The organism is Chryseobacterium defluvii (assembly GCF_014204415.1).
Classification (GTDB): Bacteria; Bacteroidota; Bacteroidia; order Flavobacteriales; family Weeksellaceae; genus Chryseobacterium; species Chryseobacterium defluvii_A.
Map to the genome: position 1 here is coordinate 1,682,528 of NZ_JACHLE010000001.1, position 18,941 is coordinate 1,701,468.

Annotated in this window: 18 protein-coding genes; 2 read left to right on the top strand and 16 right to left on the bottom strand. The window is 38.6% G+C overall.

Annotation, left to right across the window (positions count from 1 at the left end; all coding sequences use genetic code 11):
• Positions 1–56 precede the first annotated feature (56 nt).
• From HNP38_RS07690 to HNP38_RS07740, 11 genes are all read right to left on the bottom strand, one after another.
• Positions 57–416, bottom strand: coding sequence for a hypothetical protein (locus HNP38_RS07690; RefSeq protein ID WP_228460977.1), 360 nt, complete (start codon positions 414–416; stop codon positions 57–59).
• A 192-nt stretch (positions 417–608) separates the two neighbouring features.
• The gene (locus tag HNP38_RS07695) at positions 609–1,466 is read right to left on the bottom strand and encodes an HAEPLYID family protein (RefSeq protein WP_184187038.1); all 858 of its coding nucleotides are present in this window, start codon (positions 1,464–1,466) and stop codon (positions 609–611) included.
• 86 nt (positions 1,467–1,552) lie between these two features.
• Positions 1,553–1,945, bottom strand: a complete 393-nt coding sequence (locus HNP38_RS07700) for a hypothetical protein (protein WP_184187041.1) — start codon at positions 1,943–1,945, stop codon at positions 1,553–1,555.
• A 37-nt stretch (positions 1,946–1,982) separates the two neighbouring features.
• Complete coding sequence (gene abc-f / locus HNP38_RS07705) at positions 1,983–3,923, bottom strand: ribosomal protection-like ABC-F family protein (RefSeq protein WP_184187044.1); 1,941 nt, start codon at positions 3,921–3,923, stop codon at positions 1,983–1,985.
• A gap of 132 nt (positions 3,924–4,055) precedes the next feature.
• Positions 4,056–5,162, bottom strand: a complete 1,107-nt coding sequence (locus HNP38_RS07710; protein ID WP_184187047.1) for a hypothetical protein — start codon at positions 5,160–5,162, stop codon at positions 4,056–4,058.
• A gap of 245 nt (positions 5,163–5,407) precedes the next feature.
• Entirely contained in the window at positions 5,408–6,742 is a 1,335-nt protein-coding gene (locus tag HNP38_RS07715) for a T6SS phospholipase effector Tle1-like catalytic domain-containing protein (RefSeq protein WP_184187050.1), read from the bottom strand.
• Between the two features lie 246 nt (positions 6,743–6,988).
• Complete coding sequence (locus tag HNP38_RS07720; protein WP_184187053.1) at positions 6,989–7,666, bottom strand: response regulator; 678 nt, start codon at positions 7,664–7,666, stop codon at positions 6,989–6,991.
• The gene (locus HNP38_RS07725) at positions 7,635–8,264 is read right to left on the bottom strand and encodes a sensor histidine kinase (RefSeq protein ID WP_317166711.1); all 630 of its coding nucleotides are present in this window, start codon (positions 8,262–8,264) and stop codon (positions 7,635–7,637) included. Before HNP38_RS07725 ends, HNP38_RS07720 begins: the two co-directional genes overlap by 32 nt.
• Positions 8,265–8,413: 149 nt before the next feature.
• Positions 8,414–8,857, bottom strand: coding sequence for a hypothetical protein (locus tag HNP38_RS07730; RefSeq protein WP_228460979.1), 444 nt, complete (start codon positions 8,855–8,857; stop codon positions 8,414–8,416).
• A gap of 177 nt (positions 8,858–9,034) precedes the next feature.
• A complete protein-coding gene (locus tag HNP38_RS07735) occupies positions 9,035–9,763 on the bottom strand; it encodes a hypothetical protein (protein WP_184187059.1) in 729 nt (242 codons plus the stop codon).
• 82 nt (positions 9,764–9,845) lie between these two features.
• Entirely contained in the window at positions 9,846–10,466 is a 621-nt protein-coding gene (locus tag HNP38_RS07740; protein ID WP_184187062.1) for a DUF5715 family protein, read from the bottom strand.
• A 219-nt stretch (positions 10,467–10,685) separates the two neighbouring features.
• On the opposite strand from HNP38_RS07740, the gene aqpZ reads away from it, so the two are divergent.
• Positions 10,686–11,399 (top strand): aquaporin Z, encoded by a 714-nt coding sequence (gene aqpZ, locus HNP38_RS07745; protein ID WP_184187683.1) that lies wholly within the window; start codon positions 10,686–10,688, stop codon positions 11,397–11,399.
• Between the two features lie 198 nt (positions 11,400–11,597).
• Here the strand turns inward: aqpZ and HNP38_RS07750 are convergent, their stop codons facing one another.
• The 5 genes from HNP38_RS07750 to aceB all read right to left on the bottom strand — a co-directional run bounded on the left by HNP38_RS07750 (position 11,598) and on the right by aceB (position 17,112).
• Complete coding sequence (locus tag HNP38_RS07750) at positions 11,598–12,587, bottom strand: acyl transferase (protein ID WP_184187065.1); 990 nt, start codon at positions 12,585–12,587, stop codon at positions 11,598–11,600.
• A gap of 163 nt (positions 12,588–12,750) precedes the next feature.
• Positions 12,751–13,542: a UDP-2,3-diacylglucosamine diphosphatase gene (locus tag HNP38_RS07755; protein WP_184187068.1), complete on the bottom strand. Its 792-nt coding sequence runs from the start codon at positions 13,540–13,542 to the stop codon at positions 12,751–12,753.
• 24 nt (positions 13,543–13,566) lie between these two features.
• The gene (locus HNP38_RS07760) at positions 13,567–14,013 is read right to left on the bottom strand and encodes a 6-pyruvoyl trahydropterin synthase family protein (RefSeq protein ID WP_184187071.1); all 447 of its coding nucleotides are present in this window, start codon (positions 14,011–14,013) and stop codon (positions 13,567–13,569) included.
• 102 nt (positions 14,014–14,115) lie between these two features.
• Positions 14,116–15,396, bottom strand: coding sequence for an isocitrate lyase (aceA, locus tag HNP38_RS07765; RefSeq protein WP_184187074.1), 1,281 nt, complete (start codon positions 15,394–15,396; stop codon positions 14,116–14,118).
• Between the two features lie 141 nt (positions 15,397–15,537).
• The gene (aceB, locus tag HNP38_RS07770) at positions 15,538–17,112 is read right to left on the bottom strand and encodes a malate synthase A (protein WP_184187077.1); all 1,575 of its coding nucleotides are present in this window, start codon (positions 17,110–17,112) and stop codon (positions 15,538–15,540) included.
• Positions 17,113–17,238: 126 nt separating this feature from the next.
• On the opposite strand from aceB, the gene HNP38_RS07775 reads away from it, so the two are divergent.
• Positions 17,239–18,723, top strand: coding sequence for a helix-turn-helix domain-containing protein (locus HNP38_RS07775; RefSeq protein ID WP_184187081.1), 1,485 nt, complete (start codon positions 17,239–17,241; stop codon positions 18,721–18,723).
• Positions 18,724–18,941 lie beyond the last annotated feature (218 nt).

Here is an 18,941-nt window from a genome sequence, read left to right on the forward strand (position 1 = left end):
CAAGGCAGGAAACCCTAAACTCAAAACATTAAACTTTAAACCAAAAATTCTGTCAGTTATGAAATTGCGGGAGGACCCCGAAGCTGAAAAGTAAATCTGGTTTGAGACCATATTTCTTCCTGAATGGCTATGATCTGCTTTACTTCATGGGTATAGGCTTCAAAAGTAAAACTGAATTCTTCAGGAACCAGTGTATGTCCGTTTGCCAGAAAGTGACAGGCCAAACAATCGCCTGCTTTTTCTTTAATAAGAGTTTTTGAAATGCTATTTTCTGATTTTTTGAAGTTCCCGGCCTTGAAATAATCAAAGGAATCGTGATGATGGAAACTTTGTGAAAACAGCGCAAGGAAATACGCTCCAAACAAAAGCCTGGAGATGAAAACCTTTACAGATCTGCTTTCTTTAAAAATCATCATTCAAAAGTATGAAAATAATTTAATTTTTAAATAAGGCTGCTGTATTTTTAATATTCAATTTAAAAATGAACATGTTTAAACTTATCAAAAACAAAAGTCTAAACAGGATTTATATCTGTTCATAATCATATAAAATATTCTGAACAGGATTCGGATAGTTTCAAATATCTATACATACAGCAGCCTTTATTGTTACTTTTTCTTATGACCGGGTTCATAAATGAGGCGGATGAAGGAACTGAACCTTTCATTTTCCCTTTTGATCGGGATCCCTGCTACGATGCCAACGAGCACATTATCCGCAATACCTACTCTCATCTGCGGGCGTATTGTCATGTCAAAATCACCTTTTTCAACGGTTTTATTAAATTCCACGCCCAGAAAATTCCTTGTTCCGGTGATCATATAATGAAAATTGGTATTAATCTGCCAACTGGTATGGATGGAATTGTCTTTGAAATGATGCATGAACGCAGGCCCGGTATATAAAAGGGTGTGAAAGTTATTATACCATCTTTTGGCAGCAACAAAAAACGGATTGTAGACATTCCCGGTAAAAAGCCTTCCTTTACCATACTTATTAAAGTCTGTGAGCTCAAATTCCTGAATGTATCCCAGTGCCATACTGGTTTTATGTTTTTCGGATACATAAAAAGAGTATTGAGTCGCCATTTTGATGCTGTTGAGCCTGCTTCCCGGGGTATTCTTATTTTCATTATTGGTAGGATAATAAATGGAAAACGGTAGTTCCACTTCTAAACCGAGACGGTCAACAGGAGCCCATTCGTATTCCACCAATGCAGTATACCTGTCATAATCGCCATTGTCAGTAAGCCCTAACCCGACATTCCATTCTTTTTCTCCTTTTCTTGCTCCGAGATCCCGGATCAGGTCGATATACAAAGGTTCTGCATGAAGTACTTTAGGGAGTTGGCCTGCATCTTCCATTTCTTCTATGTACAGGCTGTCTTTGACTGTATTGGTATTTTGAGAAAACAGGTAGGACGGCAATATAATAAGGATAGCCACCCCTATATTTTTTATATACATTTTTTTATCTTTTATAGGATTATACGTAGTTTTCCTGAAGTCTTAAGAAAAAGACCAGGATCAATTGAAATTTCTAAAAAAATAAATCAGGCTTCGGGAGGCGGGGTATGGATCTGGTAATATCTGTCCGAAAATGCCCATTGGTAATGGCTGAAAACACCCCTGCCCTTCAAAATAATGACGTCAGAGGCTACTTTTCCCTTAAAATAGAAGGGAACGAAAAGGTCTATATGTGTCGAACTCTTACAGTTATGTTCCTCCGTATCAGAGTCGCCGTCTTCCGGGATAGCATCAGCATACCCCAATCCTTTTTCTACGACAAGCTCAACAATACTTTCCTGATCATTAAATGAAGAATTTACAGGAATATAGTCCGGGATCGGGTTTTTGGTATCGGCACTGATATTAAAAAAACAAAAAAGCATCATCCACCACAGGATGTTGGAAAGGTAACTGTTTCTTAATTTTTTTAATATCATCAGATCTTTATCTGCCCTGAGTTTTTACAATAATCATTTAGTCTAACTGAGAGCCTAAATATTCCCACTCCTGTAATGAAAGTTCCAATTCTTCTTTAGCTTTGTTGTATTTTTCCAAAGTTTCATCGGAGGGGTTTTCTTTGGTAAAAGTGGCTTCCATATTTTCAATCTGAGTCTCAAGCTCAGCGATCTTTTCCTCCACTTTTTTAATTTTATTCTGAATATTTTTCTGCTCTTTGCTGAGAATAGTTGGCGGTTGTTGGTTGACAGTTGATGGTTTATCTTCGGGTTTGGAAGCTGGCTTAGTTTCTACTTTAGTTTCTTCACCGTGCAGTTTTGCTTTTTCAATAGAAATCTCCCGGATGCTTTCTTTTTGCCTGTATTCTAAGTACTCATCGATATTTCCAAGGAACTCTTTCATCTTTCCGTCGCGGAATTCAAAAATTTTATCACAAAGCCCCTGAAGGAATTCCCTGTCGTGCGAGATCACGATAAGTGTACCTTCAAATTTCTGTAAGGCAAGCTTGATGATCTCCTTGGACTGGATATCCAGGTGGTTTGTAGGTTCGTCCATGATCAGGGTATTGAAAGGACGCAGCAACAGTTTACAGAGTGCCAGACGGTTTCTTTCTCCTCCTGAAAGAACTTTTGTTTTTTTATTGACCGCTTCTCCCTGAAACAGGAAAGATCCTAAAAGATCCCTTACTCTCGGTCTGGTTTCTTCGGTAGCAGAGTCTTCTGCTTCTTCCAAAACGGTCTTATTCGGAGTGAGCACTTCTTCTTGGTTCTGAGCGAAATACCCGATATTAACATTATGTCCCAGATTCCAGGCTCCTGAATAATCTTTTATTTCTCCGGAAAGGATTTTAGCTAAAGTCGTTTTACCTTGTCCGTTTTGTCCCAATAATGCAATCCTGTCGCCTCTCTGAATAATAAAATCCACATCATCAAAAACTTTCTTGCTGCCATAAGCTTTCCCAAGATTTTCAGCTTCAAAGATCACTTTCCCGGGTACAACCGACTGAACGAAACGGATGTTGAATTTGGAAACGTCTTCATTATCCACTTCAATGCGTTCTATTTTTTCCAGCTTTTTAATAAGTGATTGTGCAAAAGATGCTTTGGTAGCACTTGCACGGAACTTATTAATGTTATCTTCCATCTGCTTGATCTCGGCATCCTGATTCTTTTTGGACTGAATAAGTTTTTCACGACGTTCTTCACGCATCACCAGGTATTTGGAATAATTGGCTTTATAGTCGTCAACTTTTTTATTGTTGATATCAAACGTTCTGTTGCAAACTGCCGTCATGAACTGCTTATCGTGGCTTACCAATATGATGGCCCCGGGATAATCCTTCAGGAAGTTTTCCAGCCAGATGATGGACTCCATATCCAAGTGGTTGGTAGGCTCATCCAGAAGCATGATATCATTCTTTTGAAGGAGCAGCTTTGCCAGTTCGATCCTCATTCTCCATCCTCCGGAAAATTCATCGGTAATTTTCTGAAAATCATCAGCCTTAAAACCGAGCCCGAAAAGGACTTTCTCCATATCTCCTTCCAGGTTATAGGCATCGTGATTCATCAGAAGGTCGTTCAACTCGGTCATCTTATTGATCAGATCGGTATAGGAATCACTTTCGTAATCTGTTCTTACGGTCATCTGATGGTTTACTTCCTCAAGCTCACTTTTCCAGGCATTGATCTGTTCAAAAGCCTGCATAGTCTCATCCCAGACAGTTCTGCCTTTCACGAAGTCAAGATCCTGCTTTAAGAAACCAATGGTGATATTTCCCTCCGGCACTACATTGCCTTCATAGAAAGTAATTTCTCCTGAAAGCATCTTCAACAGAGTGGATTTCCCTGCTCCGTTTTTACCTACCAAACCTACCTTATCATCCTTTTTAATGGTGAAATTTACGTTTTGAAACAAATAATTTCCTGAATGATGTAATCCTAAACCCTGAACCGAAAGCATTTTTAAAATGAATTATTAATAATGTGTAATGAATATTTCCGGGGGCAAAAGTACGTAAAATAAAGGAATTTAATGTAAAGAAAAAGAGCCCCTTAAAAAAGCGACTCTGTGAAATATAATTGTATTGTGTTATCAAACTTTCCCGATGAAAGCGATGCAGGCTACAACACCACCTCTTGCATGATTGACGGTGGAAACCAGCCTGTACCCGTTTTCTACGAAGTCAACTCTTTGCTTATTCGGATTGTACAGCTCTCTGAATAATGTTTCTAAATTTCCCGGCCTTGCATTCAGCAGTCTCATATTGGTACGGTTATCGTTGGTATAAGGCACGGCAAACATGTGTGCAAATTTGAAATTATCATTAGATTTTGAGCTGAATAAAGCTAATCCTTCAGAACCTCTGAAGCCTACATTACGATCTGCAAAATAAATTCCCGCAAAAACCATATTTTCTTCATCTCCTTCTCCGAAATTAAGTCTTTCTTTCAGCTGAACCTTAGGTCCTTCAATACCATCTGAAAGGTCTTCCATAAAATTCACCATTTGCCCATGAACCATACAAAGATCCCCATCCGATCTGGTATAATTGTGAACCACAAAATTCTCATCGGTATTATTCACCACAAGGCCAAGGATCTTTTTAGGGTTATCTACTAACAGATAATATAATAATCCTACTAAAACCAATGCTACAGTTACCATGATGGTCCCCATTCCTATTGATTTTATACCGTTAAGCATAGCTGTTTTCAGCGCCTGTTTGGCAATCAGGTTTTTAATCACTTCTTTTCCCATTGCAACTCCTACTGACATTAATGCACTTCCTGCCAGTTCTGCGACCAGCTGACCCGGACTTTTTGATTTAGACATCATTTCGAATCTTTTCGCCAGATTGTAGACATAGTTTTTCAATTCGTCTCCCTGAAGCCGGGTGAGTGCAAGGGCATCTTTCTGGGAATAAGAAATATTGGGTTCTGTTTCAATCGCCTGGGCAACAATATCTGATAAATTATTGCTGCTTAACAGATCATAATCTTCCCGTTGTTCTGCATGTGCTTTCAGAAATATATTTTCTACCAGATGGGAAGCTGCTAATTTAATTCTTTCTTTATCGGAAAGTCCCGGTGTGGTAAGAAGGCCCTTGATGTCAATATTAAATTCCTGCTGAAGGCTTTCACAGATTTCAGTTGCTAATGATTCTCCTGAAGTAATGGTTGGTAATTCAAATGTTTCCATGGTAGTTTTTTTTAAATAAGGGGTTGAATAGTTTTAGTTAAGTTTTTCGTTTTTTGAAGCTTCGTATGCTTGAATGATCACTTCAAAGTAACAATGAAAAAACATCAGAAAATAGAGTAAAAATGCTCAATTTTCAAATACGGTATTTCTACGTAATGGCAAAACAGAACATCAATAAAAGGGCTGCCCTGCGGGCAGCCCTACCTAAATTTAAAACTGAAAAAAGTAACTAACTTGCATAAAAACTACTTGATCAGTATTGACCGGCTCCAGATATCATTGTTCGGAATATTGCTTCCATAGGTATAATCTGTAACCGAATTGTCTTCTAAAAGGTGAGTCTTTGTCTGAAATCCCGGATATGCAGCGTCTATATTGTTGATGACAGCATTGCCCGGAACGTTCAGCCCGTTGTTGATCATTTCAATATCTATTTCTCTTTCTGACCTTTGCAATAAAGCCACTTTATAAAGTCCGAAATTGGCTGAGATATGAGTATACACCACAAAGTTTCCATAATTGTAAACCGGCTTCAGATCTGGTGAAAGGTCTTCGGCATATTTTTCCAGCTCAGCTGAAAATGTGATCAAAAACGGATGCTGCTGTGGATTGATCTCAAAATCGGAAGCATTGAAATGGGTACTGAAAACAGGTGTTATGGCATTGGTTTCTCTAAGCATTAATTTACCATACACTTTAGAAAGATCATTGTACACGAGCTTTCTTGCTACATAGGCCTGTGAAAAGAAGGTTCCCGAGTCGATCTTGAAACCTTCCAAAAGGTCATTCCATATCTTGTTTCCTTCGGAATCCTGTTTGGTATTTCTTACATTATTAATATAAGCTTCCGCTTCTGAATTCCGCCTGTAATTAGCCGAAACATATACAGACTGTGGCCCTTCCAGATATCCCCCACCTACATCAGCATGGGCTCCGGGAATAAAGATCTCTTTCCAGACAGATTTCCCGGTATCGGATTTTGTGTCTTCCATACCGGCAGAATCCTCAAATATACCTGTCAACGGAAAGAAATAACGGCATTCATTAACGGCACAAAGATGAAGGGCATTTTCAACTCCGGGCAATAATTTTATATTGTAATTATTAAAAGGCGTAGATTCTACGGTATCATACACCCCTAAGAATTTCACTTTTATATTCCCGGTTATTTTTGAATCGGCTTTTAGCAGCTCATAGCAGAAATTCCTTGCCAGCATGGCTCCCCTGCTGAATCCATATATGTAGAACTGATATTCCTTGTTTTTATCTTTCATTTTTTCTTCGATGAAGGCATAGGCTTTAGCCAGTTTATCATCTGAAGAATAGCCTGTATATCCTACCGGATTTTTACAGGTTGCCATAGCAAAGCTGCTATCTTCAGCCCCCGTCAGGGTTCCTATCCCTTCTATATAAGCCTTCTCATTCCCGTTGAACAGACCATACAGCCTGTATATATTGGTGGTACTACTGTAATAGCTTTCATTATTCTTCGGGGGTTTTTGTGGAGATGTTGCATTGATCCCGTTGTTTCCGGTTCCATCGAAAAAAATTCCGACAGAGACTGTATTATTATTTTCCATGGTATTAGAATTTTAAAGGAGTCCGGATTTTTATGTCCCTGATACAAAGTCAAAATCAATTGTGAAAATAGCAGCCATTGTATTAGTTTTTCGGTATTCCTACTCTTTTATATCGGGATTTTCGGATTCCGTCTTGTCCATATGATATTTGAAGTTTCATTCAATGAACATTTCAAAGTAACAAGGAAAAGAATGGGAAAACTAGAGTAAAAGCTACCAAATAAAAAATTCCGTATTTCTACGGAACTATATTTTATCAAGCGGATGAATGTTGTTGATAATGGCATAAATCACGATGCCTACTGTATTTTTTGCGCCTATTTTATCGACAATCCTCTGCCGGTGGCTTTCCACGGTCCTGGGGCTGATGAAGAGTTTTTCTGCGATCTCATGATTGGTATATTCCTGACAGATGAGCTTCACCACTTCCTTTTCGCGTTCGGATAGTTCGTCATCCATTTCGAACAGTGTTTTCTTTTTGGATGAGCTGTTCATGTAGGTAAGCAGCATCTGATGGTCTTCTGACGTAAAGAAGACTCCATTTTTATAAACCATGGTTATGGCGTCTATAAAGGTTTTCCTGTCCGAGTTCTTGGGAAGAAATGCCGAAACTCCCAGTTTTACCATATATCCGAGAATGCTGGTTTTGTAATGGGAAGAAAGGATGATTATTTTTAAGTCAGCGTATTTTTCTTTAAGGATCTCTACGAGCTCAAAGCCATTCATAGGCTGCATCTGAACATCCACCAATACAATATCCGGGAAATCCGATGGCTGCAGCTGCTCTAAACTTTCAAGGAAATGAGGGCCGTTATTGGATGTAAGGGATACGGAAATGTTTTTTTCATTTGACAATAGCATTTTTACTCCTTCCAGGATCAACTGCTCATCATCAATTAATGCTATTCTGATTTGGGAATTCATTGTTTGCTGGTATTAGTATAATTAAACGGCTTCCTTTATTTAATATATTTTTCCATTTATGAGTGGCATTCATAGATTTGATCCTGGATTCAATATTTTTAATTCCCATTCCTTTTTTCACAGCCTCGTAATCAAAGCTCTGTCCGTTATCAGAGATGACCACAGCCATATTTCCCGGATAATCTTTAATATAGATCCACACCTTTGTTGCCTGTGAATGTTTGAGGACATTGGTTGTAAACTCCTGAATGATCCTGTATAGCTGTACTTCCACGAAAATGCTTTTCTTACGGTATTTCGGGCTTACATTCAATGAGATATTGATCCTTTGGGAGAGATTGGCAACCAATTCTTCAATATACAGCACCAAACCTACCGATTCAAGATTTACGGGATATAATGAGTGCGAGATACTTCTGGCTGAATCAATAAGGGCAGACATCTGGCCGGAGATATTCTTTTTAATGAGTTCATCTCCCCGGGTATCCAGATTGTTAAGCCATAACGAAATAATATTCAACCTGTTGCCAATATCATCATGGATCATCACCGCAATTCTTTTTCTTTCTTCTTCCTGAGCCTTAATGTTTTCCAGCACCAGGTTTTTCTGATGCAGCACTTCTGCCTCATGCTGCGCATTCTTCTCCTTAAGGATCCTGCTGATGAAAGTCCTGTAAGCCAGCAGAATAAAAAATACTATAATTGCTATGGTAACAATTAACAGGATAATGAAATTGATATTTAATGTTACTTCTTTAATCTTAAAAGTTTATAAATTAATGCTCCATATACAACACTTGACAGCAGGTTATTGATCCCCCATATCAATGTGGCATTCTGCTGTGAGATCACCGCCAGCTGATGCTGGACTATAAAGGTAAAAACAGATACGGAATAATAAAAGAAAATACATGCATCCACCAATAAAAAACGATTGACCGTCTCGCTTCCCTTTATTTCCTGCAATAAGGTATAGCCTGCAAAGCATACAATGATCATATTGGAAATTACTTTAGCATAATCATTATCGATTGTCATCCCAAAATACTGAGCCGAAATAAGGAATACCGCAGCCATAGATAAAGGGATAAGCCAGTAGCCGGATAAACCATGTTTTTTCATATAGAGAAAACTCAGGATAAAAAATTCGCCGGCAATATACAGCGGATATAAAAAAGATATATTCTTCATTTCAAACAGAATGAAGAGTTTATTCGTACCCTCAATAATGAAAAGAAAAATGATATAATAAACATACCATTTTTCTTTATTACTGAGGAGTTTGAACTTAATTATACCTAATAAAAGGCTTAAAAGCAGAAGGCAGTTATTCAGGTATATTATAATTCTAATATCCATTATTATATTCTATAGTTGGCAAAAAGGAGGGCATGGCTGTGACCAGTCATACGTATTTGAAATGGTTTCGATACTTCCTGTATTACTCAGATCATCATAGAAAGAAATGAAAATGAGGGTGACCAGCATTCTCTGATAGATATCCGAAAATTTTAAACCGAATGAGCATACCATTCTGTTTAGTCCCGGCTTTGGTGGGGTCAGGTTTTCGGAAGGCACGTAGAATCTTTGGAATATTCTTCGTCCTTCAAATTCCTGGGTTTCATAATACAGCCAGTTTACGCCTTCATTTCTCCAGGATTCTATGGCGTTCACCACCTTATCCTGCTCCAGCATAGGTTTATTGGCCACAGGAAAATACATATCCGCATCGTCGTCTATTTTCTTCAGATCGTTAGAGAGAACTGCATTTTTGATCACTACATACTGCCGGGTCTCTACCAGGCTCAGATCTCCCTGCATTTCCATAAGAACACTATACGGATAGTCGTCTACAGGCACCCGGTTTCCATCTTCACCCAGGGGAGAAAGGATGAGCACCACCCGGTTTTCGTACACTCCCATATCCATACAAAAGTCTTTGTACAGGTTTTTGCTCTTCAGCCATGTGATCTCATCCAAAGAAAGATCAAAAACATAATTGGTTGGAAGTAAAGTTTTTAGTGTTGTAAAATTGTTAAGACTGCTGGCCCATTCAGTAACCGCCAGCTCATACTGTTCTCTGTTAAAAGTAGTCATGTTTTCAAGGTTAAATTTAGTTTCATAAAATTAGGAAAACTAAACTTTCTATGCAAATATATCACCCATAATTGAATATCTGTTAATAATTCCTTACCGTAACATGATAACAGCTTTGCTGTTTTTCTTTGATGTAATAAATCCTGCCTGCATTGGCATAATATTTCAGAACCTTATCCAAAGCCGCTTCCATCTTAGGATTGTACTTTAAGACATTATTGAATCGGACATAGGAAATATCAAAGGAATTCCCGTAATTATGAGAGCTTATCCCCAGTGAGGCATTGGAATTCACTTTCCTCAGCCTGCACTGGTCTTCAAGAGTTCTTGTTATGGACGAAACCGTGAATGTATGGCCTTTGGTTTCTTTACTGAATCTGGCTCCTATTTTTTCCAGTGTTATTTTTGCTTTGGAAACCAGATAGGCCCGGCTGTAATCCAGTTTCTGAATACGATAGCCTTTCCCCGTCTTCTTTATTTTATGGAATTTTCCGGTATTAATATATTTCTGAACCGCTCTGGAGTCTTTAAGCAATTTTACCCCGAAGCTTTTTGAAGCATCCAGATGGGGTTTATAAAGAGGTGTCGGTTCTACTTTTAGTACTTCAGTAAGATCATAGCATGGCAGTACTTTTTGGGCGGCCTGGGAATAATACATGCCGGAAACAAAAAACACCACAATCAGACACAGAAACTTTCTCATTAAAAGACGTTTTAAATTTATAAACGAAAAATAAACATTTCTGTTATATTATTCAACTCTATAAACACTTATTAGAAATATTTTATTAGAAAAACTTATTGTCCAACGCATTAATTCAAAATCCCGGCATTCACTCAAAATTGAAATATATTGAATTTTAATTTTTTAATTTAAAATTTAAATTCTAAATTTGGTTTACATTTAAAAATAAACAATATGATAAAAAAACTTTTTGCTGAATTTTTCGGCACATTTTGGCTTGTTTTCGGTGGATGCGGAAGTGCTGTTTTCGCTGCCGGAGTTCCCGACATCGGAATCGGACTTGTAGGCGTTTCTTTAGCTTTTGGTCTTACGGTTCTTACTATGGCTTATGCGGTAGGCCACATTTCAGGCGGACACTTCAATCCAGCTGTTTCATTCGGGCTTTTTGCCGGCGGAAGATTTTCTGCAAAGGATCTTATCCCTTACATTGTAGCCCAGTGTATCGGTGCTATTGCTGCTGCAGGCTGCCTGTATATTATTTTAAATGGCGCAGGGGCTTTTTCTGACGAGGGAGCGGGAGCTTTTGCCACCAATTTCTATGACATGCCCGGCTACAATAACAGAAGCTATTCTATGGGAGCTGCATTCCTAGCCGAGTTTTTACTGACCGCTTTTTTCCTTATTATTATTTTAGGAGCTACCGACAAATGGGCTAACGGAAAATTTGCAGGAATTGCAATAGGTCTGGCTTTAACATTGATTCACCTGATCTCTATTCCAATCACCAATACTTCCGTAAATCCTGCGAGATCACTTTCTCAGGCAGTTTTCGTGGGAGGTGCCGCCATGTCCCAGCTTTGGCTGTTCTGGGTTGCACCTATTCTTGGAGGTATCGTTGGAGGACTGATCTATAAGTTCCTGCTTCAGAGAGACTCTGAGCTTGTAGACTAAAAACAAAAAAAGATATAACACAAAATCCTGTCAGGCGACAGGATTTTTTTATTTTAATTTCTTTATTTAAAAGGGATAAGGGTAATTTCTTTATGTTTTCTTTTGATCTTTACCTTGCGTTGAAGCAGGCCAAGGTCCGTCTTGATAGTTGCAAAATTATTAACTCATTACTAATAATTCATAACTTATAACTCTTATCTAACTTACCAATAAACTGCATCCGCGTATATCAGAATGATCTATCCTTCCCAATACCTGAAATCTTCCGTTGGAAAGAATTTTCCCCAAATCCTGTGTTGCAATGAATGAACACGAATGAATATTAGCCAGATCAATAATATTTATAGCTCCTGTTCTTCCGGCTTTTTCGTAGGCAAAAGGATCTTCTGCATTTCTTACCATGATCCGCATCCAATTGGGACAGTCATACTCATTATTCCCGAGAGAGTATGCTTGTGATAGCAATTCCGTCATGGAGTATTCGGAATAGATCTTATCTGTTTTGAAGCCTTTCTGCAAAATTTTGAGAAGCTCATCTTTCGTCATTTCCTCTTTTCTGCCCTTCATTCCGCCGGTTTCTATGATGACTAAATTCTCTAAATAATCCAAAGACTCCTCACTTCGCTGAGAATGGCAATAGTCCAGGAAGTCCAAAAGCGCAAAGGAAACCCCGAAAAGGATCACTTTTCTATCTTTCAGATCATTTAAAAGATCAAATAATTCGGAATGATTGTAAAGAAAATATCCGTTTTCAGGCCTGCCGGACTTGTTCATCAGATAATCCACCATATAGATCAAAGATGAGTTCTGCCTTTCAAGATAGCTTGGCAGCAATCCTAAAAAAATAAAGCCTTCAGTTTTTCCGATGAACCTTTCAAAGCTTTTACAGATACTTTCTTTATAAATATCTTCGTCTGCAATATAATGCCTGGACAGATTCATTTGTGTGGTTCCTGAACTTTGGAAATAGAGATCTGCAGACACATTTTTATCCAGAATTGTATGGTTCTTGAACATTTCTATAGGCAGAAACGGAATTTTTACAAGTTCATCTACAGCTTCCGGATCAATCTTAAGAAAATCCACAAACTTCCTGTATATCTCAATATTTTCATATTGATAGCGAAATGTTTTCAATGACATCTCAAGAAACTGCTTCTCTGTCTGTATGTCGAATATATTCTCCAATTCTTCAATTTATTTTAGTCCTTGATTTTACACGATAGTAAGAATAGCATAGCTTTTTAATACTTTTTTAATCTCAGACTTTCATTTTGGTCAAATTATTGCTGTTAAAACCTTGGAATATGGATTAAAAACAGAATGACCAGTCATTCTTTGAATTACCTCTTTACAGGGGTAATTTTTTTGTATCTGTTCCAAATGTTTTCAACTCAAAGTCTTCCTGAAAAACACCATAAGTAAAATAGGAGATCCAATCTCCAAGATTGATATACTTAGCTCCCTCCTCCAATTCCAGAACCATAGGAAGATGACGATGCCCATAAATAAAATAATCTATTTTTTCAGTCTTTAGTTTTTCTTTGGAATAGATGATCAGGAATTCTTTATCTTCTCCCAAAAATGCTTTATCTTCTTCTCCGGAGATCATTTTATTTTTCTGGGACATATATAAAGCGATCTTCATGGCAATATCGGGATGCAACCATTTGAAGGCCCATTGTGCAATGGGATTGGTGAAAAGCTTCTTCATTCTTTTGTACCCTTTATCACCCGGTCCCAACCCGTCTCCGTGAGCCAGCAGAAACTGTTTTCCGCCCATTTCAAAGTACTGCTTCTTATAAAAAACCGTGCAGCCTATTTCCTCTTCCAGGTAATCCTTCATCCACAGATCATGATTCCCTACAAAAAAATAGACATGGATCCCACTATCTTTTAACTCTGCAATTTTTCCAAGCACACGTACATATCCTTTGGGAATAACGTATTTCCACTCATGCCAGAAATCAAACAGGTCACCCATCAGAAACAATACCTGCGCATCTGCTTTTATGCCGTCCATCCAGCGAATGAACTTTTCTTCACGTACTTTACTTTCCTTAGGATCCGGTGCACCAAAATGCTGATCCGAAGCGAAATACACTTTTTTTCCAGGTTCCAAATTGATGATCGTCTTTAACACCTCTTGATTTTTAGTTAGGCAAAATTACTGATTATCCTCCGCGAACCACTCTCCATAAGAGTTTTCCGTCTCATGAAGCTTAAGATAAGCCAGCGAAACCTCTTCCGGAAGCCTTGATCTTATTTTTGCAGCAATGGCATACAGCATATTTTCACAGGTCGGCTGGAAGGTACAGTAGATCACTTTATGACCTTTCTGTTCCAGATCTTCTCCCAGTTCTTTATGTGGTGAGAGTGCATTAATAAGTACTGCATGATCCCAAACATCCACGATCTCAGATTTCACGATACTTTTAATATCTCCGAAATCCACTACCATCCCATTTTTAGGATGATCCAGATCATTGACAGGCTTTCCTTTAACGGTTACAAACAATTTATAGGAATGTCCATGCATATTCTTACATTTTCCATCATAATTATATAACACATGCGCCGTCTCAAATGTAAAAATTTTTGTAATACGTATCATGGGGCAAAGATAATGAATTTGGTTTGAGTTCATCAAAAAGCCTCCCCAAAACTGAGAAGGCTTCACAATCAAAAAAAATTTTAGTGAAATATGGAGAATTATTTAATGAAACTGTGCAGTTTCCGTAGAATCCTTCATAGCTACCGTGGCTGAAGAACCATTGGTCACCACATTCTGCACCTCATCAAAATATCCTGTTCCCACAAAAGACTGGTGTTTTACAGCCCTGAATCCTTCCTTCTGAAGGGCAAACTCACGTTCCTGAAGTTCGGAATATCCTGCCATTCCCTTTTCTTTATAAGCTAAGGCCAGTTCAAACATGGCTGTATTCAAAGCATGGAAACCGGCTAATGTGATGAATTGGAATTTATATCCCAGTTTTGCCAGCTCTTCACGGAAAGTTGTCATCTCTTCCACGCTCAGTTTAGCTGCCCAGTTAAAAGAAGGGGAACAATTATATGCCAGCATTTTTCCCGGGAATTTAGCATGAATTCCTTCTGCAAATCTTTTAGCCTGTTCCAGATCAGGGTTGGATGTTTCCATCCAGATCAGGTCTGCATAAGGAGCATATGATAAACCGCGGTCAATTCCCTGCTCTACTCCGTTTTTCACAACATAAAAACCTTCTGAAGTTCTCTCTCCTGTCACAAACTTTTTATCTCTGTCATCGATATCTGAAGTTAAAAGATCTGCGGCATCCGCATCTGTTCTTGCAATAATGATACTCGGAACTCCTGTTACATCAGATGCTAAACGTGCTGCAATTAATTTATTGATGGCTTCCTGAGTAGGAACCAATACTTTTCCACCTAAATGTCCGCATTTCTTCGCGGAAGATAGTTGATCCTCAAAATGTACTGCCGCCGCTCCTGCTTCGATCATCTGTTTCATCAGTTCAAAGGCATTTAAATTCCCTCCGAATCCGGCTTCTGCATCCGCAATGATAGGAACCAGATATTCTTTGTCCCCGCCTCCGTTGACCGACTGGATCTGATCTGCTCTCAATAAAGCATTATTGATCTTTTTCACAACAGAAGGCACTGAATTGGCCGGATATAATGATTGGTCAGGATACATTTCCCCGGACAAATTAGCATCTGCAGCAACCTGCCATCCTGAAAGGTAAATGGCTTCCAGACCTGCATCCACTTCCTGCACCGCCTGATTTCCCGTTAAGGCCCCAAGCCCGGCAACATAATCCTGGGTATTCAGCTTTTCCCAGAATTTTTTAGACATCGCTGTAGCAATGGTATAATCTATGGTATAAGAACCACGGAGTTTCAAAACGTCTTCTGCGGTATACGGTCTTTTTATTCCGTTCCATCTTGGATTAGTCAGCCAATCGTGTTCTATGGCCCGGATCTGTTCTTGTTTTGTTTTCATAATATGTAATTTAGGGGTTAGGTAAAAGGATTTAGGGATTAGGGATCTAGGTTTAAGGGCTACATGGTAAAGTTTGCTTATTTAGGTTTTCTACCCACAACCCCCCAGCTATCCAGCACTCTACTCTCAGGCTCTATCACGTTAAATAAAAGGATAAGCTTTTAAGGTCAGGAATTCTTCAAATTTCTCTGAGAAGATCAACTCATTGAAGAGCTCTTTCGCAAGATTGAATTTCCCACTTTGGAAACGTTGCTCTCCAATATATTTTTCAATATTGTCCATTTCTTCAAATTCCCATTGAAGGATCATTTCCCGGGTTAAAGTTCTGCCATCATTTAAAACCGCTTCATTTTTCAGCCACTGCCAGATCTGCGTTCTTGAAATTTCAGCTGTTGCGGCATCCTCCATCAGATTATAAATAGCAGCAGCTCCTACTCCCGTCAGCCAGCTTTCAATGTACAGAATTCCGACATTGATGTTCTTTCGGACTCCTTTTTCAGTGATTTCACCTTTTGGAATTTCAAGCAGCTCGCTTTCTTTTATATGATAGTCCAGTTTTTTATCGATCTGATTTTTTGACGGCATATGCACATCGAAAATCTCCTTCGCTACTGAAACCAGTGCAGGATGAGCCACCCAGGTTCCGTCATGACCGTTTTTCACTTCGCGCTCTTTATCGTTTCTTACTTTTTCAAAAGCAATTCTATTGGCTTCCTCATCATTTTTCACGGGAATTTGCGCTGCCATTCCTCCAATTGCATGGACGTTTCTTTTATGGCAGATCTCAATTACCCTTTTTGAATAGGCACTCATAAAAGGGGAAGACATCGTTACCTGATCCCTGTCCGGAACCATAAATCCCGGAAGGTTCCTGAATTTTTTGATATAGGAAAAAATATAATCCCATCGCCCGCAATTCAGTCCTGCACTGTGCTGCTTCAATTCATACAGGATTTCATCAATCTGAAATGACGCCGTAATGGTTTCAATCAAAACCGTAGCTTTAATCGTTCCCTGTGAAATTCCCAGATAGTTCTGTGCAAAAACGAAGACTTCATTCCACCAGCGGGCTTCTTTGTAATGTTCCAGTTTCGGAAGATAAAAGTAAGGCCCGCTTCCGTTTTCTAAAAGCTGTTTGACATTTCTGAAAAAAAAGATCCCAAAATCAATTAATGAGCCGGAAGCTTCTTCTCCATTAATTTCAATATGCTTTTCGGGCAAATGCAGGCCTCTGGGACGAACCAGAAGAACAGCCGTATTTTCATTAAGCCTGTAAGATTTCCCTTGTTCATTTGTAAAATCAATGGTTCGGGTGATCGCATCTGACAGGTTAATCTGTCCCTGCATACAGTTCTCCCATGTTGGCGAATTGCTGTCCTCAAAATCCGCCATGAAGGTCAAAGCTCCCGAGTTCAATGCATTAATGATCATTTTGCGGTCAACAGGCCCGGTGATTTCTACTCTTCTGTCCAAAAGATCCGGAGGAAGCGGTGCACACTCCCAATTTTCGTTCCTGATCTTTTCCGTTTCGGGTAAAAAACCGGGAAGATTACCTTTATCAAATTCCTGCTGGCTTTTTTTTCTTTCCTCCAGCAACTCCAGTCTCTTACTATTAAAATTCTGATGCAATTCGACCAGAAAATCGATCACTTCAGCATTGAAAACCTCTTTAAAAGGGTTCTGAGCTTTTAATTTCAATTGAGTTTTAGTTTCCATAACCTGTTGATTTTGCGATTTGACATTACAAACATAAATAAAAATTTTCACAATTAGCGAACGTTCGCTAAATATTTTTAAAAATTATTATGCGAATAATCGCATCCAATTATTTATATTTGGATCATGAATTCTGAAAGTGATTTTATCAAAACGGTTTTCGGGCTGAAACTGAAGCAGCAGAGACAAAAGAAAAACTGGTCCCTGCAGGATCTTGCCGTGAAGACCGGTTTATCAAAATCTTATCTCAATGAAATTGAAAACGGAAAAAAATACCCGAAACATGATAAGATCATCCAGCTTTCCGAAGCTTTGAGCTGTACTTTTGATGATCTGGTCTCCACTAAACTTGATAAAAGCCTGGCGCCATTTAACGAGATCCTTCAATCGGATTTTTTTAAGGATATTCCTCTGGATCTGTTCGGGATCAATAAAAATAACCTGATCAGCATCATCAGTGATGCTCCTAAAAAAGTTACTGCTTTCATCAATGCCCTGATCGAGATCTCACAGAATTATAATTTAGGAAAGGAAAGGTTTTATTTTGCGGTCTTACGGTCTTTTCAGGAGCTGTATGATAATTATTTTCCTGAAATTGAAGAAAAGGCTGTTCTGTTTGCACGGGAAAATCAACTGGAAATCAATAAAAACATAAGAACCGAGGCTTTAGAAAGTATTCTTACTGAAAGATTCGGTTATGTGATCCGATCTGAGGATTTTGAAAAGTACGGAGCCCTGGATAACCTGCGCTCTTTATTTATTCCCGAAAAAAAACTGCTGCTCCTTAATCAGAAGCTTGAAAAGGATCAGAAGACTTTTATTCTTGCCAAAGAGATCGGCTTTAACGTCCTGGAACTGAAAAACCGCCCCAATACCTATTCATGGCTGGATTTCGGAAGTTTTGAAGAGATCCTGAATAATTTTTACGCCTCCTATTTTGCAGGAGCTCTACTGACCTCAAAGGAACAGATCATTGAGAAGGCTTCAGAGTTTTTCCTTCAACACCAATGGGAACCTGCAAATTTTGAAAATCTTATCAACAGTTTTACGAATTCCCCGGAAACATTCTATTATCGGCTAACGAATGTGCTTTCATCAGAATTAGGGATCAAAGACCTGTTTTATCTCTGCCTGGTTAAAAAGAAGAATACGGACAAGATACAGATATTAAAGGAGCTGCATCTTAACCACCAGCAGGCACCCCACGCCAATGCTACCAATGAGCATTACTGCAGAAGATGGATCGCCGTTAAAAACCTGCATCTCCTAAAGGATAATGAAACTCTGACGGATGCCCAGATCTCTCATTATAAAGATCAAGGAATAAGTTATCTGGTGATCTCAACTTCACAGAAAAATCCTTTTTCCGATGGGAGCAACCGGAGCTACTGTCTTGGAATCCTATTGAATTCCCAGACGATCAAAAAAATAAATTTCATAAAATCCCCGTCTTTAAAGACTATCAACGTAGGAGTAACCTGTGAATCCTGCAGCATCGCCGACTGTGAAGTGAGACAGGCACCACCGGTTCGCCTAGAAAAAGAGCATTTCAATCTGAATATGAAAAATTCTATTGAGAGGATCAGGAAGGAGATTGAGACTGGACAGTGAATGCAGAAAGATAGAATTTGAGTTATTATCATTGTGATCTTGATTATTAAATTAAAAAATCAAAATCTGGTTTCGGTTGAGGTTACATATTTAGAATATTTTGCTCTCGCTGATTTTGCAGATTGGGCAGATGATTAGGTTTTAGTATCTGCATGAATTGTGGGAAAGATCGGTTTTTTGTTATTTAATGAATGAATTAAATCCAGATTTTCGTTTTT